Genomic DNA, 20,103 nt, shown 5'->3' on the forward strand with positions numbered 1-20,103 from the left:
CTTTGATTTCTCGCGGAGTAACTTGTGATGCTGATAATCTTGTTGACTACCAGTCTGACTCCACAAGCACCCACACGAATTGCTTGATTCAGTTGTTAAAGAGCGTTTGGTTAAGAGCTTTCGTCTCAACCGAGGCGCGCATTCTACAGCAGCCTCATTTGCTGTCAAGTGATTATTTTCAGAAGTTTTCGAAGAATTTCTCAACAACTTCAACCACTTGCGCTTCCGATCTCTCGTTAGCGGGAGGCGAATTCTACAGCGTTACACGCTGCTGTCAACACCTCTTTTTCACCGCTTTCGACCGAGAAGACCGAGAAGACCGAGCCGTCAAAAGAGTCAAACATCACCACCCTTTCAACTGCTTCCAGGCTTCGATGAACTGAAGCAACTCGCTATCGAAAATCGCTTAACTCATTGAATCTCAAGGAGTTTTCCGTTTCGACTGCGCCGGAAGTGGGGCGAATTATAGACATCTAAAATTCGCCGTCAACACCTAATTTGGTTTTTCTATCGTGCGAGGAGAAAAGGCGGCGTCCATATAGACGTGTCGCAGATCGGTGCGCAATATACTGCCCAACATCACAATAAAACTCCGCACTCCTGGATGATTCTCCGCAATGAATGATCAACCCCGCAGCCTGGCCTCAACCCTTTTCCCGGTCGGCCTGCTACTTATAGCCATGGCGTCCATTCAATCCGGGGCATCGCTGGCCAAGAGTATGTTTCCCATAATTGGTGCCCAAGGAACGACGACATTACGCTTGATGTTTGCCAGCGTGATCATGCTGTTGTTGCTGCGCCCCTGGAGAGCGAAGCTGACAGCCAAGTCTCTGCGTACTGTCATCGTCTATGGAATGGCTTTGGGCGGCATGAACTTCCTCTTCTATATGTCATTGCGTACGGTCCCTTTAGGGATTGCGGTAGCCTTGGAGTTCACCGGCCCTTTGGCGGTTGCCATTTACGCCTCCCGCCGCGCAATAGACTTCCTCTGGATCGCACTTGCCGCTACCGGACTGCTTTTGCTGATACCGACAGGAGCGACCACTGTCGGCCTGGATCTAGTTGGCGCCGGATATGCACTGGGGGCTGGCGCCTGCTGGGCGCTGTATATCCTGTTCGGGCAGAAGGCCGGCGCCGATAACGGTGTAACCACAGCAGCGCTGGGCGTCATGATCGCAGCCCTGTTTGTCGCGCCGATCGGCATCGTCCATGCGGGCGCCGCACTACTGACGCCCTCCCTGATACCGGTCGCGATCGGCGTTGCCATTCTCTCTACCGCCCTGCCCTACACCCTGGAAATGGTCGCCCTCACCCGTATGCCGGCCCGCACGTTCGGAACACTGATGAGCATCGAACCGGCATTCGGTGCATTGTCCGGTTTGTTGTTCCTGCAGGAATACCTGACGTTTGCGCAATGGATGGCGATCCTATGCATCATCCTGGCGTCAGTGGGGGCAACCATGACAATGGGAGCAGCAGCCAAACCAGCGGTTGCCGCGGATTGAAACAGGATTTGACTCAGGTCTGGTAATTGGTGCTCATTTAGGCCATGTTAGCCACGTAACCCAATGCCAGACATGGATTTTTCGGACAGGGACATCAGAACGCCTACAGCGCGAGCGAACAGGGGCGGACCCGAGCGCCAGACCCGAGGCCGCCATTAAGGATGGTAATGAAACGAATCTTGATACTGATCGCCGTACTCGCCATAGCGGGCTGCGCCGCGACATCGAAAACCCAGGTGAAGCACGGCAAGAAAGGGCTGCATATCAATTGCTCCGGACTCTCGTCCTCCTGGGACAAGTGCTATACCAGTGCCGCCAATGCCTGTGCACCGAAGGGTTACAAAGTCATTGCCAAATCAGGTGACGCCGTGGAAGAGCCGGGTGATTATCCATTTGGTCTGAATCCCGCCGGCTATACCAGTCGTAGCATGATCGTCATCTGCAAATAGTTCGACGCCATCTTACTCAGCGCATTTCTCATCGAGCACGCGCTGTATCTCCTGGTGGCTCGACTCCAGTACCCTGCGCTGAATCTCGGGCGAAGCAAGCATTCGTGCCACCACCAATGCCCCGACACATTGCGACAGAATGGACCAGGCAAGACTGTCGCTCTCCAGTATCTGTGCCCAACTTTCCTGGAGTCGGCAGATCCACAGCTCGGCCTGTTCACGCACCGACTCCTCCGACCGGGCTATTTCAGCCCCCAATGCAGGTAACGCACAACCGGATTCCGGCTGCTCGACATGAGCCATGCTCAGATACTGCTTGAGACAGCGTTGCAGCCGCTGCCTGTCTTGTGCCCCCTCCCCGCCCAGCCGCTCCAGGCTTTGACTTAACTCACGCTCAACGATCGCGCTGAACAACTCACTTTTTGACGAGAAATGACTATAGAACGCAGCGCCACTCAGTCCGATCGCCTTCATCAGACCATCCACTCCCACGGTCGAGAAACCTGAGCTTTTCGCCGACAGCGCGCTGCTTTGCAGCAATTTTTCTCGAGTTTCCAGTTTATGGCCGGCGGAATAACGCATGTTTTTTCCTCAATGTGAGTCGTCTTGACGCTGACACGATCCTAGCATAACGTTCGTTCACTTAACGATCGTTTACCAAAGGGAACTACCCATGAATAACAAGAAGGTCGTATTGGTTGTCGGTGCGGGCGACGCTACGGGAGGCGCTATTGCCAAACGATTCGCCAGGGAAGGATTCATCGCATGCGTTACACGCCGCAGCGCCGACAAATTGCAGCCGTTGGTGGAATCCATTCAGGCAGACGGCGGTGAAGCCCACGGTTTTGCTTGCGATGCGCGCAAGGAAGAAGACGTGATTGCGCTGATCGAAGATATCGAAAACCGCCTCGGGCCGATTGAAGCGTTCATTTTCAACATTGGCGCCAATGTGCCTTGCAGCATTCTCGAAGAAACGGCACGCAAGTATTTCAAGATCTGGGAAATGGCCTGTTTCTCGGGCTTCCTGAACGCTCGCGAAGTGGCAAAGCGCATGGTTATCCGCAAACGCGGCACGATTCTGTTCACTGGCGCTACTGCGGGACTGCGTGGAGCTTCCGGATTCGCGGCGTTTGCCGGCGCCAAGCATGGCATCCGCGCACTGGCGCAGAGCATGGCCAGGGAACTCGGGCCGATGAATATTCATGTTGCCCACGTTGTGGTTGATGGCGCCATCGACACCGACTTTATCCGCAGCAACTTCCCTGACAAGTATGCGACCAAGGATCAGGACGGTATTCTCGATCCCGAGCATATCGCCGAAAACTATTGGTATCTGCACAGCCAACCAAGGGACGCCTGGACCTTCGAGCTGGATCTGCGTCCCTGGAATGAACGCTGGTAACCTTCCTCAAAAATAAAAAAGAGTGCAGCGACCATGAGCAAAACCGTGGAGTTCTATTTCGATCTTGGCAGCCCCGCCACTTATCTGGCGTACACCCAACTTCCAGCAATCTGCGCCAGGACCGACAGCCGGCTGGTCTATATCCCGATGTTGCTCGGAGGCGTATTCAAAGCCACAGGTAATGCATCACCGGCGATGATCCCGGCCAAAGGCCGTTACATGTTTCAGGACCTCGAACGCTACGCCAAACGCTACGGCGTGCCCCTGAAATTCAACCCGCATTTCCCGATCAATACTCTGATGTTGATGCGGGCGGTGACCGGCATTCAATTGCGCCACCCCGAGTGCTTCCTGGCGTTCATCGACTGCCTGTTCAAAGCGTTGTGGGTTGAAGGTCGCAGCCTCGATGAACCGGCAACGGTTGCAGCCGTATTGACCGAACACGGCTTCAATCCTGATCAGGTACTGGCATTGCCCCATGAAGAAGCGGTAAAGACTGCCCTCAAGGACAACACCGAGGCCGCCGTAAAACGGGGTGTCTTCGGTGCGCCAAGCATGTTCATCGGCAACCAGTTGTTCTTTGGCCAGGATCGACTCGACTTCGTTGAAGAAGCCCTGCGCTAGATCTCTACCACCAAACGTCCCCGGGCTGCTTTCGATGAAAGCAGTTCATGGGCCTCATAGGCCGATTCAAGGGTGAACCGACGCCCATCAAGCAACGGCTTGACCTTCCCTGCCTCAATCAACAGCGCGGCCTGGCGCAAAATCTCGCCATGGTGCTCTCCGCCCTTCCCGGTCAGCAGAGGCATAAGGGTAAACACTCCCGAGTAAGTCGCACCTCGGAAGGACAGCGGCGCCAGACTATGCTGGCCCCAGCCGAGGCAACTCAGAACGTGCCCGTGGTAGATTCGTGCAGCCTTGAAGGAAGCATCCAGCGTTTCGCCGCCCACCGTGTCATAAACGATATCGAACCCCTCCCCCGCCGTGTACTCGCGGACATAGTCCTCAACCGACATCTCGCGGTAATCAATGAACGTCGCGCCATAACCTTCAATAATCCCGCGTTGCCCTGCGGACCCCGTCGCGAAAACCTCGGCACCGAACGCGCGGGCAATTTGCACCGCCACATGCCCAACGCCACCCGCCCCACCGTGAATCAGCACCTTTTGTCCGGCACTCACTCGTGCCCGATCCACCAGGCCTTCCCAGGCAGTAATCAGCACCAGCGGCAAACCTGCCGCCTCGCGCATGCTCAGGTTGAACGGCTTACGCGCCAGAAGTCGCACATCGACCACCGCAAATTCGGCCAGCGAACCCTGCACGCCGCCAACGCCGGTCGCCAGCGCATAAACCTCATCACCCGGTGCCCAACCCTGCACGTTCTCACCCACTGCTTCAATCACACCCGCAAGATCCAGCCCCAGCACCGCCGGCAACGGCTGTCGAGCATGGGCGGCTTGCCCCGCGCGGATTTTCAGATCCAGCGGATTCACGCCGCTGGCCTTGATCCGCACCAATACCTGTCCGGCACTCGCCACTGGGCGTTCAAGGGAAACCAAGCGTAGGGGCCCATTGGCCACGTCTACTATCAAGGCGTTCATGTGCTTTGAATCAGTCATTTCGGTCATTCCTGTGGGAGAAAGTGAAGCCATGTTCTCCCAGCCGACTCATGCCGATAAGACACCGAATGGCTATAGTGATCATGCCAGTCCGGCATGAATGAGGCGTTTCATGGACAAGCTCAACGCAATGGCGATTTTCGTTCGGGTGATCGAGCGCGGTAGTTTTTCCGCCGTGGCCCGTGAGCTGCAAACCACCCAACCTACCATCAGCAAAGTTCTGCGCGCTCTTGAAACCCAGCTGGGCGGCAAGTTGATTGCCCGCAGCACGCGCAAACTGTCGCTGACCGACGAAGGTCAACGGTACTACAAAGAATGCCGAAATATTCTCGCCGCGGTGGATGCTGCCGAGCACCGCTTCCAGTCCGGTCGGGAAACAGTCGCCGGGGCGTTACGAATAGGCTCATCGGTCAGCTTTGGCCGCCTGCAGATTGCTCCAAGGCTGCCGGATTTTCTCAAGCAATACCCACAGATTCAGATCGACCTGCACCTGAACGATCAGAATCTGGATCTGGTCAGTGAAGGTCTGGATGTCAGCCTGCGCATCGGCGAGTTGAACGACAGTGGCATGATCGCCCGCCGCATCGGCACCACCCACCGCATCACCGTCGCAGCACCAGCCTACTTGCAATGTCATACCCCGCCACAAACACCGGGCGAGCTGACGAAACACAACTGCCTGCAATTCAACCTGCTCGAATCGCAGAACCTGTGGACTTACGAAAAGGACGGCCAGCGTCACGAGGTGCGCATCAACGGTAACGCCCAGAGCAACAACTCCGAAGCGATCCGCGAAATGGTCCTGGGGGGATTGGGGATTGCGCTATCACCCGTCTGGCTGTTCAGCGAGGATTTGAAGGCGGGTCGAGTGGCCGCCCTGTTGCAGGATTACCAGACCCGATCACTGCCAATACATGCCGTGTCCCCGGCGAACCGTCGCCAATCCGCCAGGGTCAATGTGTTTGTCGAGTACATGTCCCGGGCGCTGGCAGCAGCGCCCGAGCTTCAACCCATTAAATAGCGGCGGTACGCGTGTTCAGCCATGCCAGCGCCTCACCGCTGAGCAACGGACTCAAACGCTCGCGCACTTCGGTGTGATAGGCGTTGAACCATTGCTTCTCTTCCTGCGTCAGCAAGGACGGTTCCAGGCAACGGGTGTCGATCGGGCACAGGGTCAGGGTTTCGAACTTGAGGAAGTCGCCGAACTCGCTGCTGCCAGCCTCAACGTTCATCGCCAGGTTCTCGATTCGCACACCCCAACGACCCGGGCGATAAGTGCCGGGCTCGATAGACGTGATCATTCCTGGCTGCATGGCGGTTTGCGGCGCCGGCGCAGCCTGATAGGCGATCACCTGCGGACCTTCGTGCACATTGAGGAAATAACCCACGCCGTGACCGGTGCCATGACCGTAATCCACGTTCTCGGCCCAGATCGGCGCACGGGCGATCGCATCCAGCAGCGGCGACAGAATGCCTTTCGGGAAATGCGCGCGGGACAATGCAATCACGCCCTTCAACACGCGGGTGCAGTCGCGCTTCTGCTCCTCGGTTGGCGTACCGACCGGCACCATACGAGTGATGTCGGTGGTACCGCCCAGGTACTGTCCGCCGGAGTCGATCAGCAGCAGGCCATTGCCCTCGATCACCGCGTGTTCTTCTTCGGTGGCGTGATAATGCGGCATCGCGCCGTTGGCATTGAATGCGGCGATGGTGTTGAAGCTCAGCGAAACATAATCCGGACGGCGCTCACGGGCTGCCGTGAGTTTTTCGTCGATGGTCAGCTCGGTAATGCGCTCACGCCCCCAGGCCGACTCAAGCCAGGTGAAGAACTCGCACAGCGCCGCGCCGTCCTGCTCCATTGCCCGACGGATATGCTCGGCATCCGCCGGGCTTTTTTTCGATTTGGCCAACGTTGTCGGGTTGAGGCCTTCAACCAGTTTCACACCATTGTCGAGGTTGCCCAGCAAACCGCTGGTCACCCGCGCCGGATCCACCAGCAGACTCGCGTCGCTCGGGATCGCACGCAAGGCATCCGCAACTTCGCTGTAGTCGCGCAGGGTCACACCGTCCTTCTCCAACACGGCGCGCAGTTCAGTGTCGACCTTGTTCAACGCCACGAACAACGTGGCTTGTTGCTGGCTGATCAATGCGAAGGAAACGAATACCGGGTTGAACGACACATCGCCGCCACGCAGGTTGAACAGCCAGGCGATGTCGTCGAGGGTGGCGATGAAGTGCCAGTCCGCTCCGCGTTCCTGCAGGGTTTCGCGCAGTTGGGCGATTTTCTCGCCACGGCTGACGGTCGCCATCGGCGGCAGGTGCTGATAGATCGGTGCGTTCGGCAGGCCGGGACGATCGCCCCAGACCTCGTTCAACAGATCGAGATCGGTACGCAAGCTGGCGCCCCGCGCTTCGAGCTTGCTGCCCAGGGTCCGCGCCGAGGCCACAGCCATGACCGCGCCATCAACCGCGACCACGCCACCTTCCGGCGTCTGCTCGGCCAGCCAGTCCAGCGGGCCCGGTTGACCCGGTTGCAGTTTCACGAGTTCGATACCGCTGCCTTTGAGTTCCTTGGTCGCCTGTTCCCAGTAACGGCTGTCGGCCCAGACGCCGGCGAAATCGGCAGTGACAATCAAGGTGCCCACCGATCCATGGAAGCCCGACAACCATTGCCGCCCCTGCCAGTAACCCGGCAGGTATTCCGACAGGTGCGGGTCGGCGGACGGCACCAGCAGTGCGTGAATGCCTTCGCGACGCATCAGTTCGCGGGTGTGCGCCAGGCGCTGGGGAACCGTTCCTTCGGTCAAAGTCTGGGTACTCATCGTGTCTCCTGCCAATCACTTCATCGTTATTGTTCGGTGCCGGTCGAAACCGGCTCTTTAAAGCCCTGTCGCCCAGAATGCCGGAGCACTGGCGCAAGCGGCCTTGATCAAATCTACAGCCTTGTCGATGTCTTCGGCGGTGGTGAAGCGGCCGAGACTCAAGCGAATGGTACGGCCGGCCAGGTGTGCGTCATGCCCCAGAGCCAGCAGAACGTGAGACGGTGTGTTGCTCGCGGAATTGCAGGCCGAGGTCGCTGAAAACGCGATCGAATGGCTCAACGCCGCCGGATTGAACTCGCCTTCGCTGAAGGTCAGGCTCAAGGTGTGCGGAATGCGTTGCACAGCGCTGCCGTTGAGGCGTACGCCGGGCAGGCTCAACAGTTGTTCGAGCAGTCGCTCGCGCAACGCGACGATGGTTTTCTTCTCGTCATCGAAAGCCTCGGCGGCCAAAGCAAACGCCGAGCCCATCGCGGCGATCTGATGCGTCGCCAACGTACCAGAACGCAACCCGCCCTCGTGGCCCCCGCCGTGAATCTGCGCCTGCAAACGTTGTTGCGCACGCGGACCGACGTACAGCGCACCGATGCCCTTGGGGCCGTAAAGCTTGTGCGCCGAAAACGACATCAGGTCCACCGGCCATTGCGCCAGATCGATCGCCACTTTGCCGGCGCCCTGGGCCGCATCGACGTGAAATAACGCACCACGCCCACGCACCACTTCGCCGATGGCGGGGATGTCGTTGACGGTGCCGAGTTCGTTGTTGACCAGCATCAGCGACACCAGAAAGGTGTCATCGCGCATTGCTTCGCTGACCGCTTGCGGAGTGATCAGGCCCTCGGCGTCCGGTACCAGGTAGGTGACGGCCACACCGGACTCCTGCAATTGCCGGGCAGTGTCGAGAATGGCTTTGTGTTCGATCTGACTGGTGATGATGTGCCCGCCGGAAACGCCGCGGGCCTGAGCCACGCCCTTGAGGGCGAGGTTGTTGGATTCGGTGGCGCCGGAGGTCCAGACGATTTGCTGTGGCTGCGCGCCGACCAGTTCGGCCACCTGACGGCGGGCGTTTTCGACGGTTTTGCGGGCCTGTTGACCAAAGGCATGGGAACTGGAGGCCGGGTTGCCGAAATTACCGTTGAAGCCCAGACACTCGATCATCACCTGAATGACCCGCTCATCCACCGGAGTGGTGGCGGCGTAATCGAAATACAGCGGACGTTGATTCATAAAAAGACTCGCAGAGCGTGTTCCGGGATCAGGAGGCTCGTATCTGCAAACGGCGCGGCGCAGCCTTGTGAGCTGCGCCCGGGTTCGAGAGCGCCATCAATACCTGATCGGATGCCGTTAAAGAAGTAGGGCTTCATTAATAGTGCGTAGGAACGCTCCTGAACGCGACTTTAACAGGCATCAGGCCGGCGGTTGTAGCACTGCGTCAGCTAAAGCTTTCAAGGAACAACGGATACAGCGAAATCACCAGCAGCGCGGCCATGCCCCAGTTGAACACCCGCAACCAGCGGCGATCCTTGAGCACGTTGCGCAGCAAGGTCCCGCACGCCGCCCAGACGCCGACGCTCGGCAGGTTGATGATGGCGAATACCGCAGCGATCACGATGACGTTGGTGAAATATCCCTGCATGGGTGTGTAAGTGCTGATGGCACCGATGGCCATGATCCACGCCTTGGGATTGACCCACTGGAAAGCCGCCGCCCCCAGATAACTGATCGGCTTGGCCTCGCCCTGCTCGCTGTCGCCGACCGGGCCGGAATGGGCGATTTTCCACGCCAGGTACAGCAAGTACACCGCGCCGACATATCGCAGCACCGAATACAGGATCGGATAGGTCTGAAATACCGCGCCCAGCCCGAACCCCACCGCCACCACCAGCACGAAGAATCCGCAGGTAATGCCGAGCATATGAGGAATGGTGCGGTTGAAACCGAAATTCACCCCAGATGCCAACAACATCGTGTTGTTCGGCCCCGGTGTGATCGAGGTGACAAGGGCAAACAGGGCAAAGCCCAACAGCAGGTCAAGCGAGAGAGTCATGGCAGGCAGTCCGTCAGGGTCATTCAGGTGTTGACCCTATCCCACAGCGTCCCGCAAACCCACGGACAGTTGGGTAAAACTTCGAGCGGTACAGTTTAGGATCAGCTAGGGCGACCGTGCAGCTGTACGGCTCGCTCTGCGCTCATCTCACCCTTGTTATCAAAGCCGAAAGGCTTCTGCGGCTGACCGAGCAATTCAGCTTTCTTCGCCTGATATTCATCGAAGGACAAACCACGACGATTGAGGCTTTCAAGGGCCAGTTCACGGGTTTCTTCCGCCGTGTAAGGGCGCAGTTCCGGGGAAACGTGGCTCGCGCAACCGGCGAGAACGGAAACAGCGAGCATCAGGGAAACAGTCAGTAAACGATTCATGGGAGCGTCCTGGCGAGCAGTGTGGAGTCGATGGAGAAAGGCTACGCCCGGGCTCGTCGTGGCAGAAATCAACGCTCTCAATAGTGGCTATCAGGTTTGCCGACAGATCAGCCTCAAATATTCAAAAAAGATCTATCAATATCAATTAACAGTCTTTTACGGAATAACAATCAGCCCTTATAAATCCTTCATCGCGTTCGGCGCTGTTGCTCCAGCAACTGTTTCCCAGGCAACAGCGGTTCAACAAACCCGCCTGAAAGTCACAGGACCACAGCCCGTGACAACGCTCAAGGCCCCGGAATACGGGCTTTCAAAGAATTGGTACAGCGCTTGCTCTGCTCCCGTGACTACTCACTGCTCGCCGAGCAACTGTTGAAAAAGGAACTGACCATGTCGCGTCCATTGAAAGTCGTCGCCCTGTCCGGCGGAACCTGGCGTCCGTCTCGCACACTGGTATTGACCCAGGCCCTGCTGAGCGAATTGTCCGGGCACCTGCCCGTCGAGAGTCACTTGATCGAACTCGGCGATATCGCCCGCCCGCTCGGCGCCGCACTGTCCCGTCAGGAGTTGCCGGCGGAAATCGAAGCTCAACTGCAGGCCATCGAGCAGGCAGACCTGTTGATCGTCGCCGCTCCGGTGTATCGCGGTTCGTATCCGGGTTTGCTCAAACATCTATTCGACCTGATCGATCTGAATGCGCTGATCGACACCCCTGTCCTGCTCGCCGCCACCGGCGGCAGCGAACGCCATGCGCTGGTCCTCGATCACCAGTTGCGCCCGCTGTTCAGTTTCTTCCAGGCCGTGACCTTGCCCATCGGTGTGTACGCCACCGAGGCCGATTTCGCCGACTACCAGATCACCAGCGAGCCCCTGAAAGCGCGCATCCGTCTGGCCGCCGAGCGCGCCGCGCCGCTGTTCGGTACGCACATCAAACCGTTGCTGAAAATCGCCTGAGGAGCTGTTCATGGATGTTTTCTGGTTCCTGCCGACTCACGGCGACGGTCACTATCTGGGCACCGCCCAAGGCGCTCGTCCGGTCACCCTTCATTACCTGAAACAGGTTGCGCAAGCCGCTGACAGCCTCGGCTATCACGGTGTGCTGATTCCCACCGGGCGTTCCTGCGAGGACTCGTGGGTGATCGCCTCGGCGCTGGTGCCGCTGACCGAACGCCTGCGTTATCTGGTGGCGATCCGTCCGGGGATCATCTCGCCGACCGTCTCGGCGCGTATGGCGGCGACCCTCGATCGGCTGTCCAACGGCCGCCTGCTGATCAATGTCGTGACCGGCGGCGACCCGGACGAAAACCGTGGCGACGGCAGTTTCCTCAGCCACAGCGAACGCTACGAAGTCACCGACGAATTCCTCAAAATCTGGCGCCGCGTGCTGCAAGGCGAAGCGGTGGATTTCGAAGGCAAACACCTGCAGGTGCAGAACGCCAAAGCCCTGTATCCACCGGTACAGAAACCCTATCCGCCGCTGTACTTCGGCGGTTCCTCCGACGCCGCCCACGACCTGGCCGCCGAGCAGGTCGACGTGTACCTGACCTGGGGCGAACCACCGGCCGCCGTTGCGGAAAAACTTGCCGACGTGCGTGAGCGCGCCGCCCGCCACGGACGCAAGGTGAAGTTCGGCATCCGCCTGCATGTGATCGTGCGCGAGACCGCCGAAGACGCCTGGAAAGCCGCTGACAGACTGATCGAATACATCAGCGACGAAACCATCGAGGCCGCGCAGAAATCCTTTTCCCGTTTCGACTCCGAAGGCCAACGGCGCATGGCCGCCCTGCACGGTGGGCGCCGCGACAATCTGGAAATCGCCCCCAACCTGTGGGCCGGTGTCGGCCTGGTACGCGGCGGGGCGGGCACTGCGCTGGTCGGTGATCCGCAACAAGTAGCGGCACGAATCAAGGAATATGCCGACCTGGGTATCGAGAGCTTCATCTTTTCCGGTTATCCGCATCTGGAAGAAGCCTACCGGTTTGCCGAACTGGTGTTCCCGCTGTTGCCCGAACCCTACGCGAGCCTGGCCGGGCGCGGCGTGACCAACCTCACCGGGCCGTTTGGCGAAATGATCGCCAACGATGTTCTGCCCGTCAAAGCCAACGCCTGAGGAAGACCGAGTGACTGCCAAACCGCAAAGCACCCTGCTTTCCCCGTTGCAGACCGCCCGACAACTGGCCGCTGAATTCGCCCTGACCGCCGTCGAACGCGACGAACGCGGCGGCACGCCGAAAGCCGAACGCGATGCCTTGCGTGAAAGCGGTCTGCTGGCCCTGAGCATTCCCACCCGTTACGGTGGCCTCGGTGCGCGCTGGAGTGAAACCCTGGAAGTCGTGCGCGAATTCGCCAAAGTCGACAGTTCGATCGCCCACGTCTTCGGTTTTCATCATTTGATGCTGGCCACCGTCCGCCTGTTTTCCCGTCCCGAACAATGGCAGCCATGGTTCGAACAGACGGCGCGGCAGAACTGGTTCTGGGGCAACGCCCTCAATCCGCTGGACACCCGCACGGTGGTCAAGGATCTCGGAGGCTGGCGCGAGTTTTCCGGCAAGAAAAGTTTCTGCTCCGGTGCCAGCGATTCACAGATGCTGATCGCCTCGGCGGTGGACGAAAACAACGGCGGCAAACTGTTGATCGCGGCGATCCCCAGCGGACGCAGCGGCATCACTCTGCACAATGACTGGAACAACATCGGCCAGCGCCAGACCGATAGCGGCAGCGCGACGTTCGAACGGGTGCGGGTCGAGGAATCGGAACTGCTGCTCGATCCCGGCCCGCTGAGCACACCGTTCGCCTGCCTGCGCCCGTTGATCGCACAACTGACGTTCACCCACATGTTTCTCGGCATCGCCGAAGGCGCCTTCGAAGAAGCGCGGCAATACACCCTCAGCGAAACCCGTGTCTGGCACAAGTCCTCGGTGCGCGAGGTGCGTGAAGACCCGTATGTGCTGGCCCATTACGGCGAGTTCTGGGTGGCCCTCGAAGGCATCCGTCTGCTGGTGGAACGCGCCGCCGCGCTGCTCGACGAGGCCTGGGCCAAAGGCCCGAACCTCAGCGCCGAAGAGCGCGGCCATCTGGCCACGGCGATTGCCACGGCCAAGGTCGCTGCCAGTCGCCAGGGGCTGGAGATTTGCAGCCGACTGTTCGAAGTCACCGGCGCCCGTTCGACCCATGCGTCGCTGCGACTCGACCGCCACTGGCGCAACCTGCGCACGCAAACCCTGCACGACCCGCTGGATTACAAACTCCATGAGCTGGGCGACTGGGCGCTGAACCAGGCCCTGCCGGTGCCGACGTTCTATTCCTGATTTCCTTTCGTGGAGCGAGACCCATGCAACTGCTGACCCTGCCGCCCTCACCCGCCCTGGCCACGTCGATCCGCGCCACCGCCCAAGTCTTCGAAGACCCGAAATCCCGGGCCTTGCTCGCGCATCTGCAACAAGTCGCACCGAGCGAAGCCAGCGTGCTGATCATCGGCGAAACCGGCACCGGCAAGGAACTGGTGGCGCGGCACATCCATAACTTGAGCAACCGGCGCAACCGACCGTTCATTGCAGTCAACTGCGGGGCGTTTTCCGAATCGCTGGTGGAAGCCGAATTGTTCGGCCATGAAAAAGGCGCCTTCACCGGCGCCCTCAGTGCCAAGGCCGGGTGGTTCGAAGAGGCGGATGGCGGGACGTTGTTCCTCGATGAAATCGGCGATTTGCCCATGGCGATCCAGGTCAAATTGCTGCGGGTATTGCAGGAACGCGAGGTGGTGCGACTGGGTTCACGCAAGAGCATTCCCATCGATGTGCGAGTGCTGGCAGCGACCAACGTGCAACTGGAGAAAGCCATCAACGCCGGGCATTTTCGCGAGGATCTGTATTACCGGCTGAACGTGGTCAATCTGGACCTGAGCCCGTTGCGCGAACGGCCCGGCGACATCCTGCCGCTGACCCGGCACTTCATCGAGGCCTACAGTCAACGACTGGGCTACGGCCACATCACCATCAGCCCTGGCGCCGAACACAAACTGCGCGGCTACAGCTGGCCGGGCAACATCCGCGAACTGGAAAACGTCATCCACCACACACTGCTGATTTGCCGCAACGGCGTGATCGAGCGCGACGACCTGCGCCTGTCGAACCTGCGCATCGACCGTCCGGACGATCAGCATTCCAATGTCGACGACTCACCGGAAGCGCTGCTTGAACGCGCCTTCCAGAAACTCTTCGAACAACAGGCCGGCGCCCTGCATGAAAAGGTCGAGGACGCCTTGTTGCGTTCGGCCTATCGCTTCTGCCACTACAACCAGGTACACACCGCCGCGCTGCTCGGCCTCAGCCGCAACGTGACCCGCACGCGGCTGATCAAGATCGGCGAACTGGCGGTGAACAAGCGACGGCCTACGGAAAACCTGCAAGGCGAGCGCCTGATCCAGTTGTCGATCTAACCCACCAGTTGGCAGTGCAGGCCATCGTCCTGACTGCGGGCGATGCTGCTCAGCACCTGGAATGAACCGAAGGTCACGGTTCGCGCCTGATGGGTGCGGATCAACTGCCAGAAATCCTGCTCGCCGGTTTCGAAACTCTGGAACGCCGCCTCCCCCGCCTCGCGGGATTGCCATTGCAGGAAACCCAACACCCGCCGGCCATCGTCGCTGGCCTGAACGCTGGCGCTGACGAAACCGGCGTAACGCTGGGCCAGACGCTCGGTCTGCACAGTCAGCGCCGAGACCAGCGCCGGTTGTTGGGCGGGATCGATTTCGAATTCGATCAATTGGGTGAAGCTGCGGTTTTTCGCTGTAACTTGCATGACGCCCCCACTCTGTCAGGCGAATCTTGCGATTCGAAGGCCTGCAGGGTAAAACCTCGAGTTAACTAGAGGTCAAGGGGCAATTTTCAAATGGTCACAGCGGAAAACCTGCACAGACAACTCACGGTTGGCGAAGTCGCGGCCCGCAGTGGTGTCGCCGTCACCACCCTGCATTTCTATGAATCCAAAGGCTTGATCAAAAGCCAGCGCAATGCCGGCAACCAGCGCCGCTATCCACGGGAAGTGTTGCGCCGGGTGGCGTTGATCAAGGTGGCGCAACGGCTGGGCATTCCACTGGCGGAAATCGGTGAGGCACTGAAACAGTTGCCGGACAACCGCGCACCGACGGCTGCGGACTGGAAAGTGTTATCGGAGCAATGGCGGCGGGAACTCGATGAACGAATCAATCAGTTGATGCTGCTGCGGGATCGTTTGACGGGTTGCATCGGTTGCGGCTGTCTGTCGATGGAAGCCTGCCCGCTGCGCAACCAGGGCGATGTGCTGGGCGAGCAAGGGCCGGGCGCGCACTTTCTCGATGTTCCGGGTTGACGGTTCCCACGGCGCGGGAACCGTCGAATCGATCAATCAAAAACCCGGCGCAATCTGGCCTTTGTAGCGGGTCAGGATGAACTGACGCACTTCGTCGGAGTTCAACGCCTTGGCCAGTTTCTGCAGGCCCGGATCGTTGATGTTGTCGGGACGTGCGACCAGAAACTCGACGTAAAGACTCTTGCCCTTTTCGACGATCAGCGCGCTGTTGGTGTCGATCCCGGCTTCCAGCGCGTAGTTGGCGAACACGAACGCGAGATCCACCTGACTCACCGAACGGGCCAGCAATGCACCTTCCAGCTCACGGATTTTCAAATGTCTGGGGTTTTCGACGATGTCACGCTGGGTGGCCAGCGTGTTGCTCGGATCCTTGAGCTTGATCAACCCCGCCTCGTGCAACAGCACCAGGGCGCGACCGGTATTCACCGGGTCGTTAGGGATCGACACACTGGCGCCGTCCTTCAGCTCCGAGATGTTTTTGATCTTGGTCGAGTAAGCACCAAATGGCTCGATGTGCACCCCGACCACCGGCACCAGATCGGTGTGGCGGGTCTTGTTGAAATCATCGAGAAACGGTCGGTACTGGTAGTAGTTGGCATCGAGGTTTTTCAGCGCCAGTTGCTGGTTGGGCTGGATGAAGTCGGTAAACACCTTGATGTCCAGGTCCACACCTTCCTTGGCCAGGGTCGGTTTGACGAATTCGAGAATTTCCGCGTGCGGCACCGGGGTGGCACCGACGATCAATTTTTCGTTGGCGTGAGCGCCGAACGACAGCACGGCAGCCAGAACGGCCAGGGTCTTTTTCATGGTTTGCTCCAAGGCAGATTTGAGTGGCCGTCGTGGGGTGGACGTGGGGCCTTTATGGGATGAACTTTTTTTCAGCGGCGGCTGTAGTGCGCCACCAGTCGATCGCCGGTCATTTGCAGCGCTTGCACCAGAATCAGCAGCAATACCACGGTGACCACCATCACGTCGGTCTGAAAGCGCTGATAGCCGAAGCGGATCGCCAGATCACCGAGCCCGCCGCCACCGATCACGCCGGCCATCGCCGTGTAGTCCACCAGCACGATGGCCGTGACCGTCACCGCCGCCAGCAACCCGCCACGGGCTTCCGGCAACAGGGTGTGGCGGATGATCTGCCAGGTGCTGGCGCCCATGGCCTGGGTCGCCTCGACCACGCCGCGATCGACTTCCCGCAGCGCGGTTTCCACCAGCCGTGCAAAGAACGGTGTGCAGCCGACCACCAGCGGCGGAATGGTGCCCGGTACACCCAGCGAGGTGCCCACCAGCAGCGTGGTCAGCGGAATCAGCACGATCAGCAAAATGATGAACGGCAGCGAACGCAGCATGTTCACGATCACCGACAGCACCCGATACACGCCGACCGTTTCATGCAACTGACGCTTGCCGGTGAGAAACAGCAGCAGCCCCAGCGGCAGTCCCAGAATCACTGTGAACAGCAGCGGCGCTCCGAGCATGCTCAGAGTATCGAGACAGGCCTGGGCAATGTCGGCCCAGTAAATGTGTCTGAACCACTCGGCCATGATCAGGACCAGTCGTGACGCGGTGGTTTGACGCCGTTGAGCAGCCAGTTGCCGACCACGTGGTATTTCCAGCGCACCGGGTCATGCAAGGTGTGCACCCGCGCATTGCGCCAGTGGCGGTCGAAGTTGTGCTTCTTCAGAGTCGAGCGGGTGCCACCCAGTTCGAACAACTTGTTGCTGGCCTCGATGGCGATTTCGGTGGTCAGCACTTTGGCCTTGGCCACGGCCAGGGATGCCAGCGCGACGTTGTCTTCATCAGGTGCCGGACGCGCGGCATCCAGTGCCCGACCTGCCCGTTCGAGCAAGGCTTCGGCGGCTTCCAGACGGATTTCCAGCGCGCCGATCTGAATGATCGTCAGCGGATCTTCGCTGGCCTTGTCCACCCCGGCATCAATCCATGGCCGGGCGAACCGGCGGACGAACTCAACCGTATCGCGCAGCGCCGCCCGGGCAATGCCGGCGTCGATGGCGGCGGTGGTCAACTGGGCGAACGGCCCGGCCAGGGTCGGGCTTTCGTAGGAACGATACGTCGGGAACAGATTGAACGGCGCTACATGAAGGTTTTCCGCCAGCACGGTGCCGCTGGACGTGGTGCGCTGGCCGATGCTGTCCCAGTCGTCGACGATCACCAGCCCTTTCGTGCCACGCTCGACGAAAGCCAGTTGGCCCTTCTGTTCTTCATCCAGCGCCAGCACCGCCAGCCAGTGAGCGTAAAGCGAGCCGGTGCAGTAACCCTTGCGGCCGTTGATCACAAAGCCATCGCCATGACGACGGATCGTGGTCTGGATGTCCTGCACATTCTTGCCGCCGGTTTCCGACAGCGCATTGGCAAAGCGATGGCCTTGCAGCGCCAGTTCAAAAAAATGCGCCTGTTGCGCCGGGGTGCCTTGCAGGCGGATGTCTTCGAGCAGGCAGTAATGGTTTTGCGGGATCTGCCCGAGGGACGGATCGGCGGCGGAAATGATCGCGATCACCTGCGCCAGCACCGCGTACGACACCTGGGCACCACCGTATTCCTTTGGCACTGTGATGCCCCACAGACCACTGTTGGAATACAGATCGACGATCTCGGCGGGAACTTCGCGGCTACGGTCGCGCTCGGCGGCGTGCTCCTGCAGAACGTCGGCGACCTGTACGGCCACGCGCAAGGCTTCGGCATCGTCGGTGATGCGATGGGCGGTCGGCGGGTTGATCGGATAAACGGCAGATTCAGGCATGGATGACTCTCGGTATCGATGTTGTACCGGGTCATTGCAGCTTCTGTGCCTGACTGCCAGCCCTTGTCTGACGCGTCTTTCAACGGCTATCAACAGGCTCTGGCGATAAAAACCCGCGCATTCTGTTGCTTCACTGTCGATGGCTGAACACTGCTCGTCGGGTACTCGGTCACGGCGGCGACACACGCCTATAGTGGAGCGACCGGCATTCCCGTCGAAGACATGCAGTCAACCGCCAAATAACAACAGGGAGCAACGCCATGAGTGTCAAACCCATTCCCGAGGGGTATCACAGCATTACCCCGTACCTCGGCATTCAAAAAGCTGCCGAGGCCATCGATTTCTATAAAAAGGCATTCGGTGCCACCGAAGTCATGCGCCTGAGCATGCCTGACGGTCGTGTCGGCCACTGCGAACTGCGCATCGGCGACAGCGCCATCATGCTCGGCACACCCTGCGACCAAGGGCCATTGCGCAATCCGGACAGTGGCGTGTCCGTCGGTCTGCATCTGTATGTGACCGATGTCGACAAGTCGTTCCAGCGTGCACTGGATGCCGGGGCGACGGCAGTGTCCGAGGTCAAGGATCAGTTCTATGGGGATCGCAGCGGTACGTTGAAAGATTCATTCGGGCATGTGTGGTTCCTGGCCACCCGCAAGGAGGATCTGACCCAGGAGCAGATCGAGCAACGGGCGAAGGAAATGTTTCAACAGGGTTGAGTCCTTCAGGGTCCGAACCGGTCCTTTCGCGAGCAGGCTCGCTCCCACACGGGATCGGCGTGTACCTGCCCGCGACAGGCACTCTGGCTCTACACGCTTCATGAACAATCCGAACACGTTTCACGCCTTGTCATGAACGCCCGGCAATTCCACGATGCAGGCCACCTGCCTGAATAAAGGATCAAGCCGATGTTTGCCGGATTCGTCAAAGACCAGCGCCACGTCAACGGCGTGGACATCAACTATCGCGTCGGTGGCAGCGGCCCCGGCCTGCTGCTGTTGCACGGGCATCCGCAAACGCATGTCATCTGGCACAAGATCGCCGAGCATCTGGCCGAACACTTCACCGTGGTCGCCGCCGATCTGCGCGGTTACGGCGACAGCAGCCGACCGCCGGCCGATGAACGGCATGTCCACTATTGCAAACGGGAGATGGCCCGCGACAACGTGGAACTGATGAGGGCGCTGGGCTTTACCCGATTTTCGATCCTCGCCCACGACCGTGGCGCGCGGGTCGCCCATCGCCTGGCTCTCGATCATCCCGCCACCGTGCAGCGCATGGTGCTGCTGGACATCGCGCCGACCCTGGCGATGTACAGCCAGACCGACGAAGCCTTCGCCCGGGCCTACTGGCACTGGTTTTTTCTGATCCGCCCGGCACCGCTGCCGGAAACGTTGATCGAGGCCGATCCCGAAGGCTATCTGCGCAGCGTCATGGGCAGCCGCAGCGCCGGGCTCAAGCCGTTCACTGACGACGCGTTCGCTGAATATCTGCGATGCCTGAGCCAGCCCGGCAGTGCCCGAGGCATCTGCGAGGATTACCGGGCCAGTGCCGGGATCGATCTGGAACACGACCGTGCCGACCTCGCGGCCCATCATCATCTGAGCTTGCCGCTGTTGGTGCTGTGGGGAGCCGAAGGCACGGTCGGCCGGTGCTTCGATCCGCTCAGGGAATGGCAGCAGGTGGCCACCGACGTGCGTGGCAAGTCCCTGCCCGCCGGTCACTACCTCGCTGAAGAAGTGCCTGAGCTGTTGCTTACCGAAGTGCTGCCGTTCCTGCGCTGA

Annotated in this window: 23 protein-coding genes; 13 read left to right on the forward strand and 10 right to left on the reverse strand. The window is 59.8% G+C overall.

The features are described 5' to 3' along the window. The first annotated feature begins 617 nt into the window (after positions 1-617). Positions 618-1,505, forward strand: a complete 888-nt coding sequence (gene rhtA / locus NWV16_RS19330) for a threonine/homoserine exporter RhtA (protein WP_260520361.1) — start codon at positions 618-620, stop codon at positions 1,503-1,505. A gap of 167 nt (positions 1,506-1,672) precedes the next feature. Then, a complete protein-coding gene (locus NWV16_RS19335) occupies positions 1,673-1,954 on the forward strand; it encodes a hypothetical protein (RefSeq protein WP_065257014.1) in 282 nt (93 codons plus the stop codon). Between the two features lie 12 nt (positions 1,955-1,966). Here NWV16_RS19335 and NWV16_RS19340 read toward each other — a convergent pair whose 3' ends face one another. Next, a complete protein-coding gene (locus NWV16_RS19340; RefSeq protein WP_260520362.1) occupies positions 1,967-2,536 on the reverse strand; it encodes a TetR/AcrR family transcriptional regulator in 570 nt (189 codons plus the stop codon). Between the two features lie 91 nt (positions 2,537-2,627). Here NWV16_RS19340 and NWV16_RS19345 point away from each other — a divergent pair, with 91 nt between their 5' ends. Beyond that, on the forward strand, positions 2,628-3,356 hold the full coding sequence (locus NWV16_RS19345; RefSeq protein WP_260520363.1) for an SDR family oxidoreductase: 729 nt from the start codon (positions 2,628-2,630) through the stop codon (positions 3,354-3,356). Positions 3,357-3,389: 33 nt separating this feature from the next. After that, positions 3,390-3,980 carry a 2-hydroxychromene-2-carboxylate isomerase gene (locus NWV16_RS19350; RefSeq protein WP_260520364.1) on the forward strand — a complete coding sequence of 197 codons (591 nt, stop codon included), beginning with the start codon at positions 3,390-3,392 and terminating at the stop codon, positions 3,978-3,980. On the opposite strand, the gene NWV16_RS19355 is transcribed toward NWV16_RS19350, so the two are convergent. Continuing rightward, complete coding sequence (locus NWV16_RS19355; RefSeq protein ID WP_260520365.1) at positions 3,977-4,975, reverse strand: zinc-dependent alcohol dehydrogenase family protein; 999 nt, start codon at positions 4,973-4,975, stop codon at positions 3,977-3,979. The two genes, NWV16_RS19350 and NWV16_RS19355, sit on opposite strands and share 4 nt — an antisense overlap. A 112-nt stretch (positions 4,976-5,087) precedes the next feature. Here NWV16_RS19355 and NWV16_RS19360 point away from each other — a divergent pair, with 112 nt between their 5' ends. Continuing rightward, positions 5,088-5,996, forward strand: coding sequence for a LysR family transcriptional regulator (locus NWV16_RS19360; protein WP_260520366.1), 909 nt, complete (start codon positions 5,088-5,090; stop codon positions 5,994-5,996). Here the strand turns inward: NWV16_RS19360 and NWV16_RS19365 are convergent. From NWV16_RS19365 to NWV16_RS19380, 4 genes are all read right to left on the reverse strand, one after another. Continuing rightward, a complete protein-coding gene (locus tag NWV16_RS19365) occupies positions 5,989-7,797 on the reverse strand; it encodes an aminopeptidase P family protein (protein ID WP_260520367.1) in 1,809 nt (602 codons plus the stop codon). The genes NWV16_RS19360 and NWV16_RS19365 overlap by 8 nt on opposite strands. A 57-nt stretch (positions 7,798-7,854) precedes the next feature. Continuing rightward, positions 7,855-9,021, reverse strand: a complete 1,167-nt coding sequence (locus NWV16_RS19370) for an aminotransferase class V-fold PLP-dependent enzyme (protein ID WP_260520368.1) — start codon at positions 9,019-9,021, stop codon at positions 7,855-7,857. Positions 9,022-9,226: 205 nt separating this feature from the next. Continuing rightward, positions 9,227-9,841 carry a LysE family translocator gene (locus tag NWV16_RS19375; RefSeq protein WP_260520369.1) on the reverse strand — a complete coding sequence of 205 codons (615 nt, stop codon included), beginning with the start codon at positions 9,839-9,841 and terminating at the stop codon, positions 9,227-9,229. 101 nt (positions 9,842-9,942) lie between these two features. Further along, positions 9,943-10,212 (reverse strand): hypothetical protein, encoded by a 270-nt coding sequence (locus NWV16_RS19380; protein WP_260520370.1) that lies wholly within the window; start codon positions 10,210-10,212, stop codon positions 9,943-9,945. Positions 10,213-10,270: 58 nt separating this feature from the next. Here NWV16_RS19380 and NWV16_RS19385 point away from each other — a divergent pair, with 58 nt between their 5' ends. From NWV16_RS19385 to NWV16_RS19405, 5 genes are read left to right on the forward strand one after another with little or no spacing between them, the layout of a single operon-like run. Beyond that, on the forward strand, positions 10,271-10,588 hold the full coding sequence (locus NWV16_RS19385) for a hypothetical protein (protein WP_260520371.1): 318 nt from the start codon (positions 10,271-10,273) through the stop codon (positions 10,586-10,588). 14 nt (positions 10,589-10,602) lie between these two features. Further along, entirely contained in the window at positions 10,603-11,166 is a 564-nt protein-coding gene (gene msuE / locus NWV16_RS19390) for an FMN reductase (protein WP_260520372.1), read from the forward strand. A gap of 10 nt (positions 11,167-11,176) precedes the next feature. Beyond that, positions 11,177-12,322, forward strand: coding sequence for an FMNH2-dependent alkanesulfonate monooxygenase (ssuD, locus tag NWV16_RS19395; protein WP_260520373.1), 1,146 nt, complete (start codon positions 11,177-11,179; stop codon positions 12,320-12,322). Positions 12,323-12,332: 10 nt separating this feature from the next. Further along, positions 12,333-13,520, forward strand: coding sequence for an acyl-CoA dehydrogenase family protein (locus NWV16_RS19400; RefSeq protein ID WP_260520374.1), 1,188 nt, complete (start codon positions 12,333-12,335; stop codon positions 13,518-13,520). Positions 13,521-13,543: 23 nt separating this feature from the next. After that, on the forward strand, positions 13,544-14,647 hold the full coding sequence (locus tag NWV16_RS19405) for a sigma-54-dependent Fis family transcriptional regulator (RefSeq protein WP_260520375.1): 1,104 nt from the start codon (positions 13,544-13,546) through the stop codon (positions 14,645-14,647). Here NWV16_RS19405 and NWV16_RS19410 read toward each other — a convergent pair. Beyond that, on the reverse strand, positions 14,644-15,009 hold the full coding sequence (locus NWV16_RS19410) for an antibiotic biosynthesis monooxygenase (RefSeq protein ID WP_260520376.1): 366 nt from the start codon (positions 15,007-15,009) through the stop codon (positions 14,644-14,646). The two genes, NWV16_RS19405 and NWV16_RS19410, sit on opposite strands and share 4 nt — an antisense overlap. A gap of 90 nt (positions 15,010-15,099) precedes the next feature. Between NWV16_RS19410 and soxR the strand changes: the two genes are divergently transcribed. Continuing rightward, positions 15,100-15,558 carry a redox-sensitive transcriptional activator SoxR gene (gene soxR, locus NWV16_RS19415; protein ID WP_260520377.1) on the forward strand — a complete coding sequence of 153 codons (459 nt, stop codon included), beginning with the start codon at positions 15,100-15,102 and terminating at the stop codon, positions 15,556-15,558. A gap of 36 nt (positions 15,559-15,594) precedes the next feature. Here the strand turns inward: soxR and NWV16_RS19420 are convergent, their stop codons facing one another. From NWV16_RS19420 to NWV16_RS19430, 3 genes are all read right to left on the reverse strand, one after another. Next, entirely contained in the window at positions 15,595-16,365 is a 771-nt protein-coding gene (locus tag NWV16_RS19420) for a MetQ/NlpA family ABC transporter substrate-binding protein (RefSeq protein ID WP_260520378.1), read from the reverse strand. 71 nt (positions 16,366-16,436) lie between these two features. Continuing rightward, positions 16,437-17,102: a methionine ABC transporter permease gene (locus NWV16_RS19425; protein ID WP_260520379.1), complete on the reverse strand. Its 666-nt coding sequence runs from the start codon at positions 17,100-17,102 to the stop codon at positions 16,437-16,439. A 2-nt stretch (positions 17,103-17,104) separates the two neighbouring features. Beyond that, complete coding sequence (locus tag NWV16_RS19430) at positions 17,105-18,319, reverse strand: SfnB family sulfur acquisition oxidoreductase (protein ID WP_260520380.1); 1,215 nt, start codon at positions 18,317-18,319, stop codon at positions 17,105-17,107. A 260-nt stretch (positions 18,320-18,579) separates the two neighbouring features. On the opposite strand from NWV16_RS19430, the gene NWV16_RS19435 reads away from it, so the two are divergent. Next, positions 18,580-19,038 (forward strand): VOC family protein, encoded by a 459-nt coding sequence (locus NWV16_RS19435; protein WP_260520381.1) that lies wholly within the window; start codon positions 18,580-18,582, stop codon positions 19,036-19,038. A gap of 189 nt (positions 19,039-19,227) precedes the next feature. Continuing rightward, complete coding sequence (locus tag NWV16_RS19440; RefSeq protein ID WP_260520382.1) at positions 19,228-20,103, forward strand: alpha/beta fold hydrolase; 876 nt, start codon at positions 19,228-19,230, stop codon at positions 20,101-20,103.

The organism is Pseudomonas sp. BW7P1 (assembly GCF_024981055.1).
Classification (GTDB): domain Bacteria; phylum Pseudomonadota; class Gammaproteobacteria; order Pseudomonadales; family Pseudomonadaceae; genus Aquipseudomonas; species Aquipseudomonas bananamidigenes.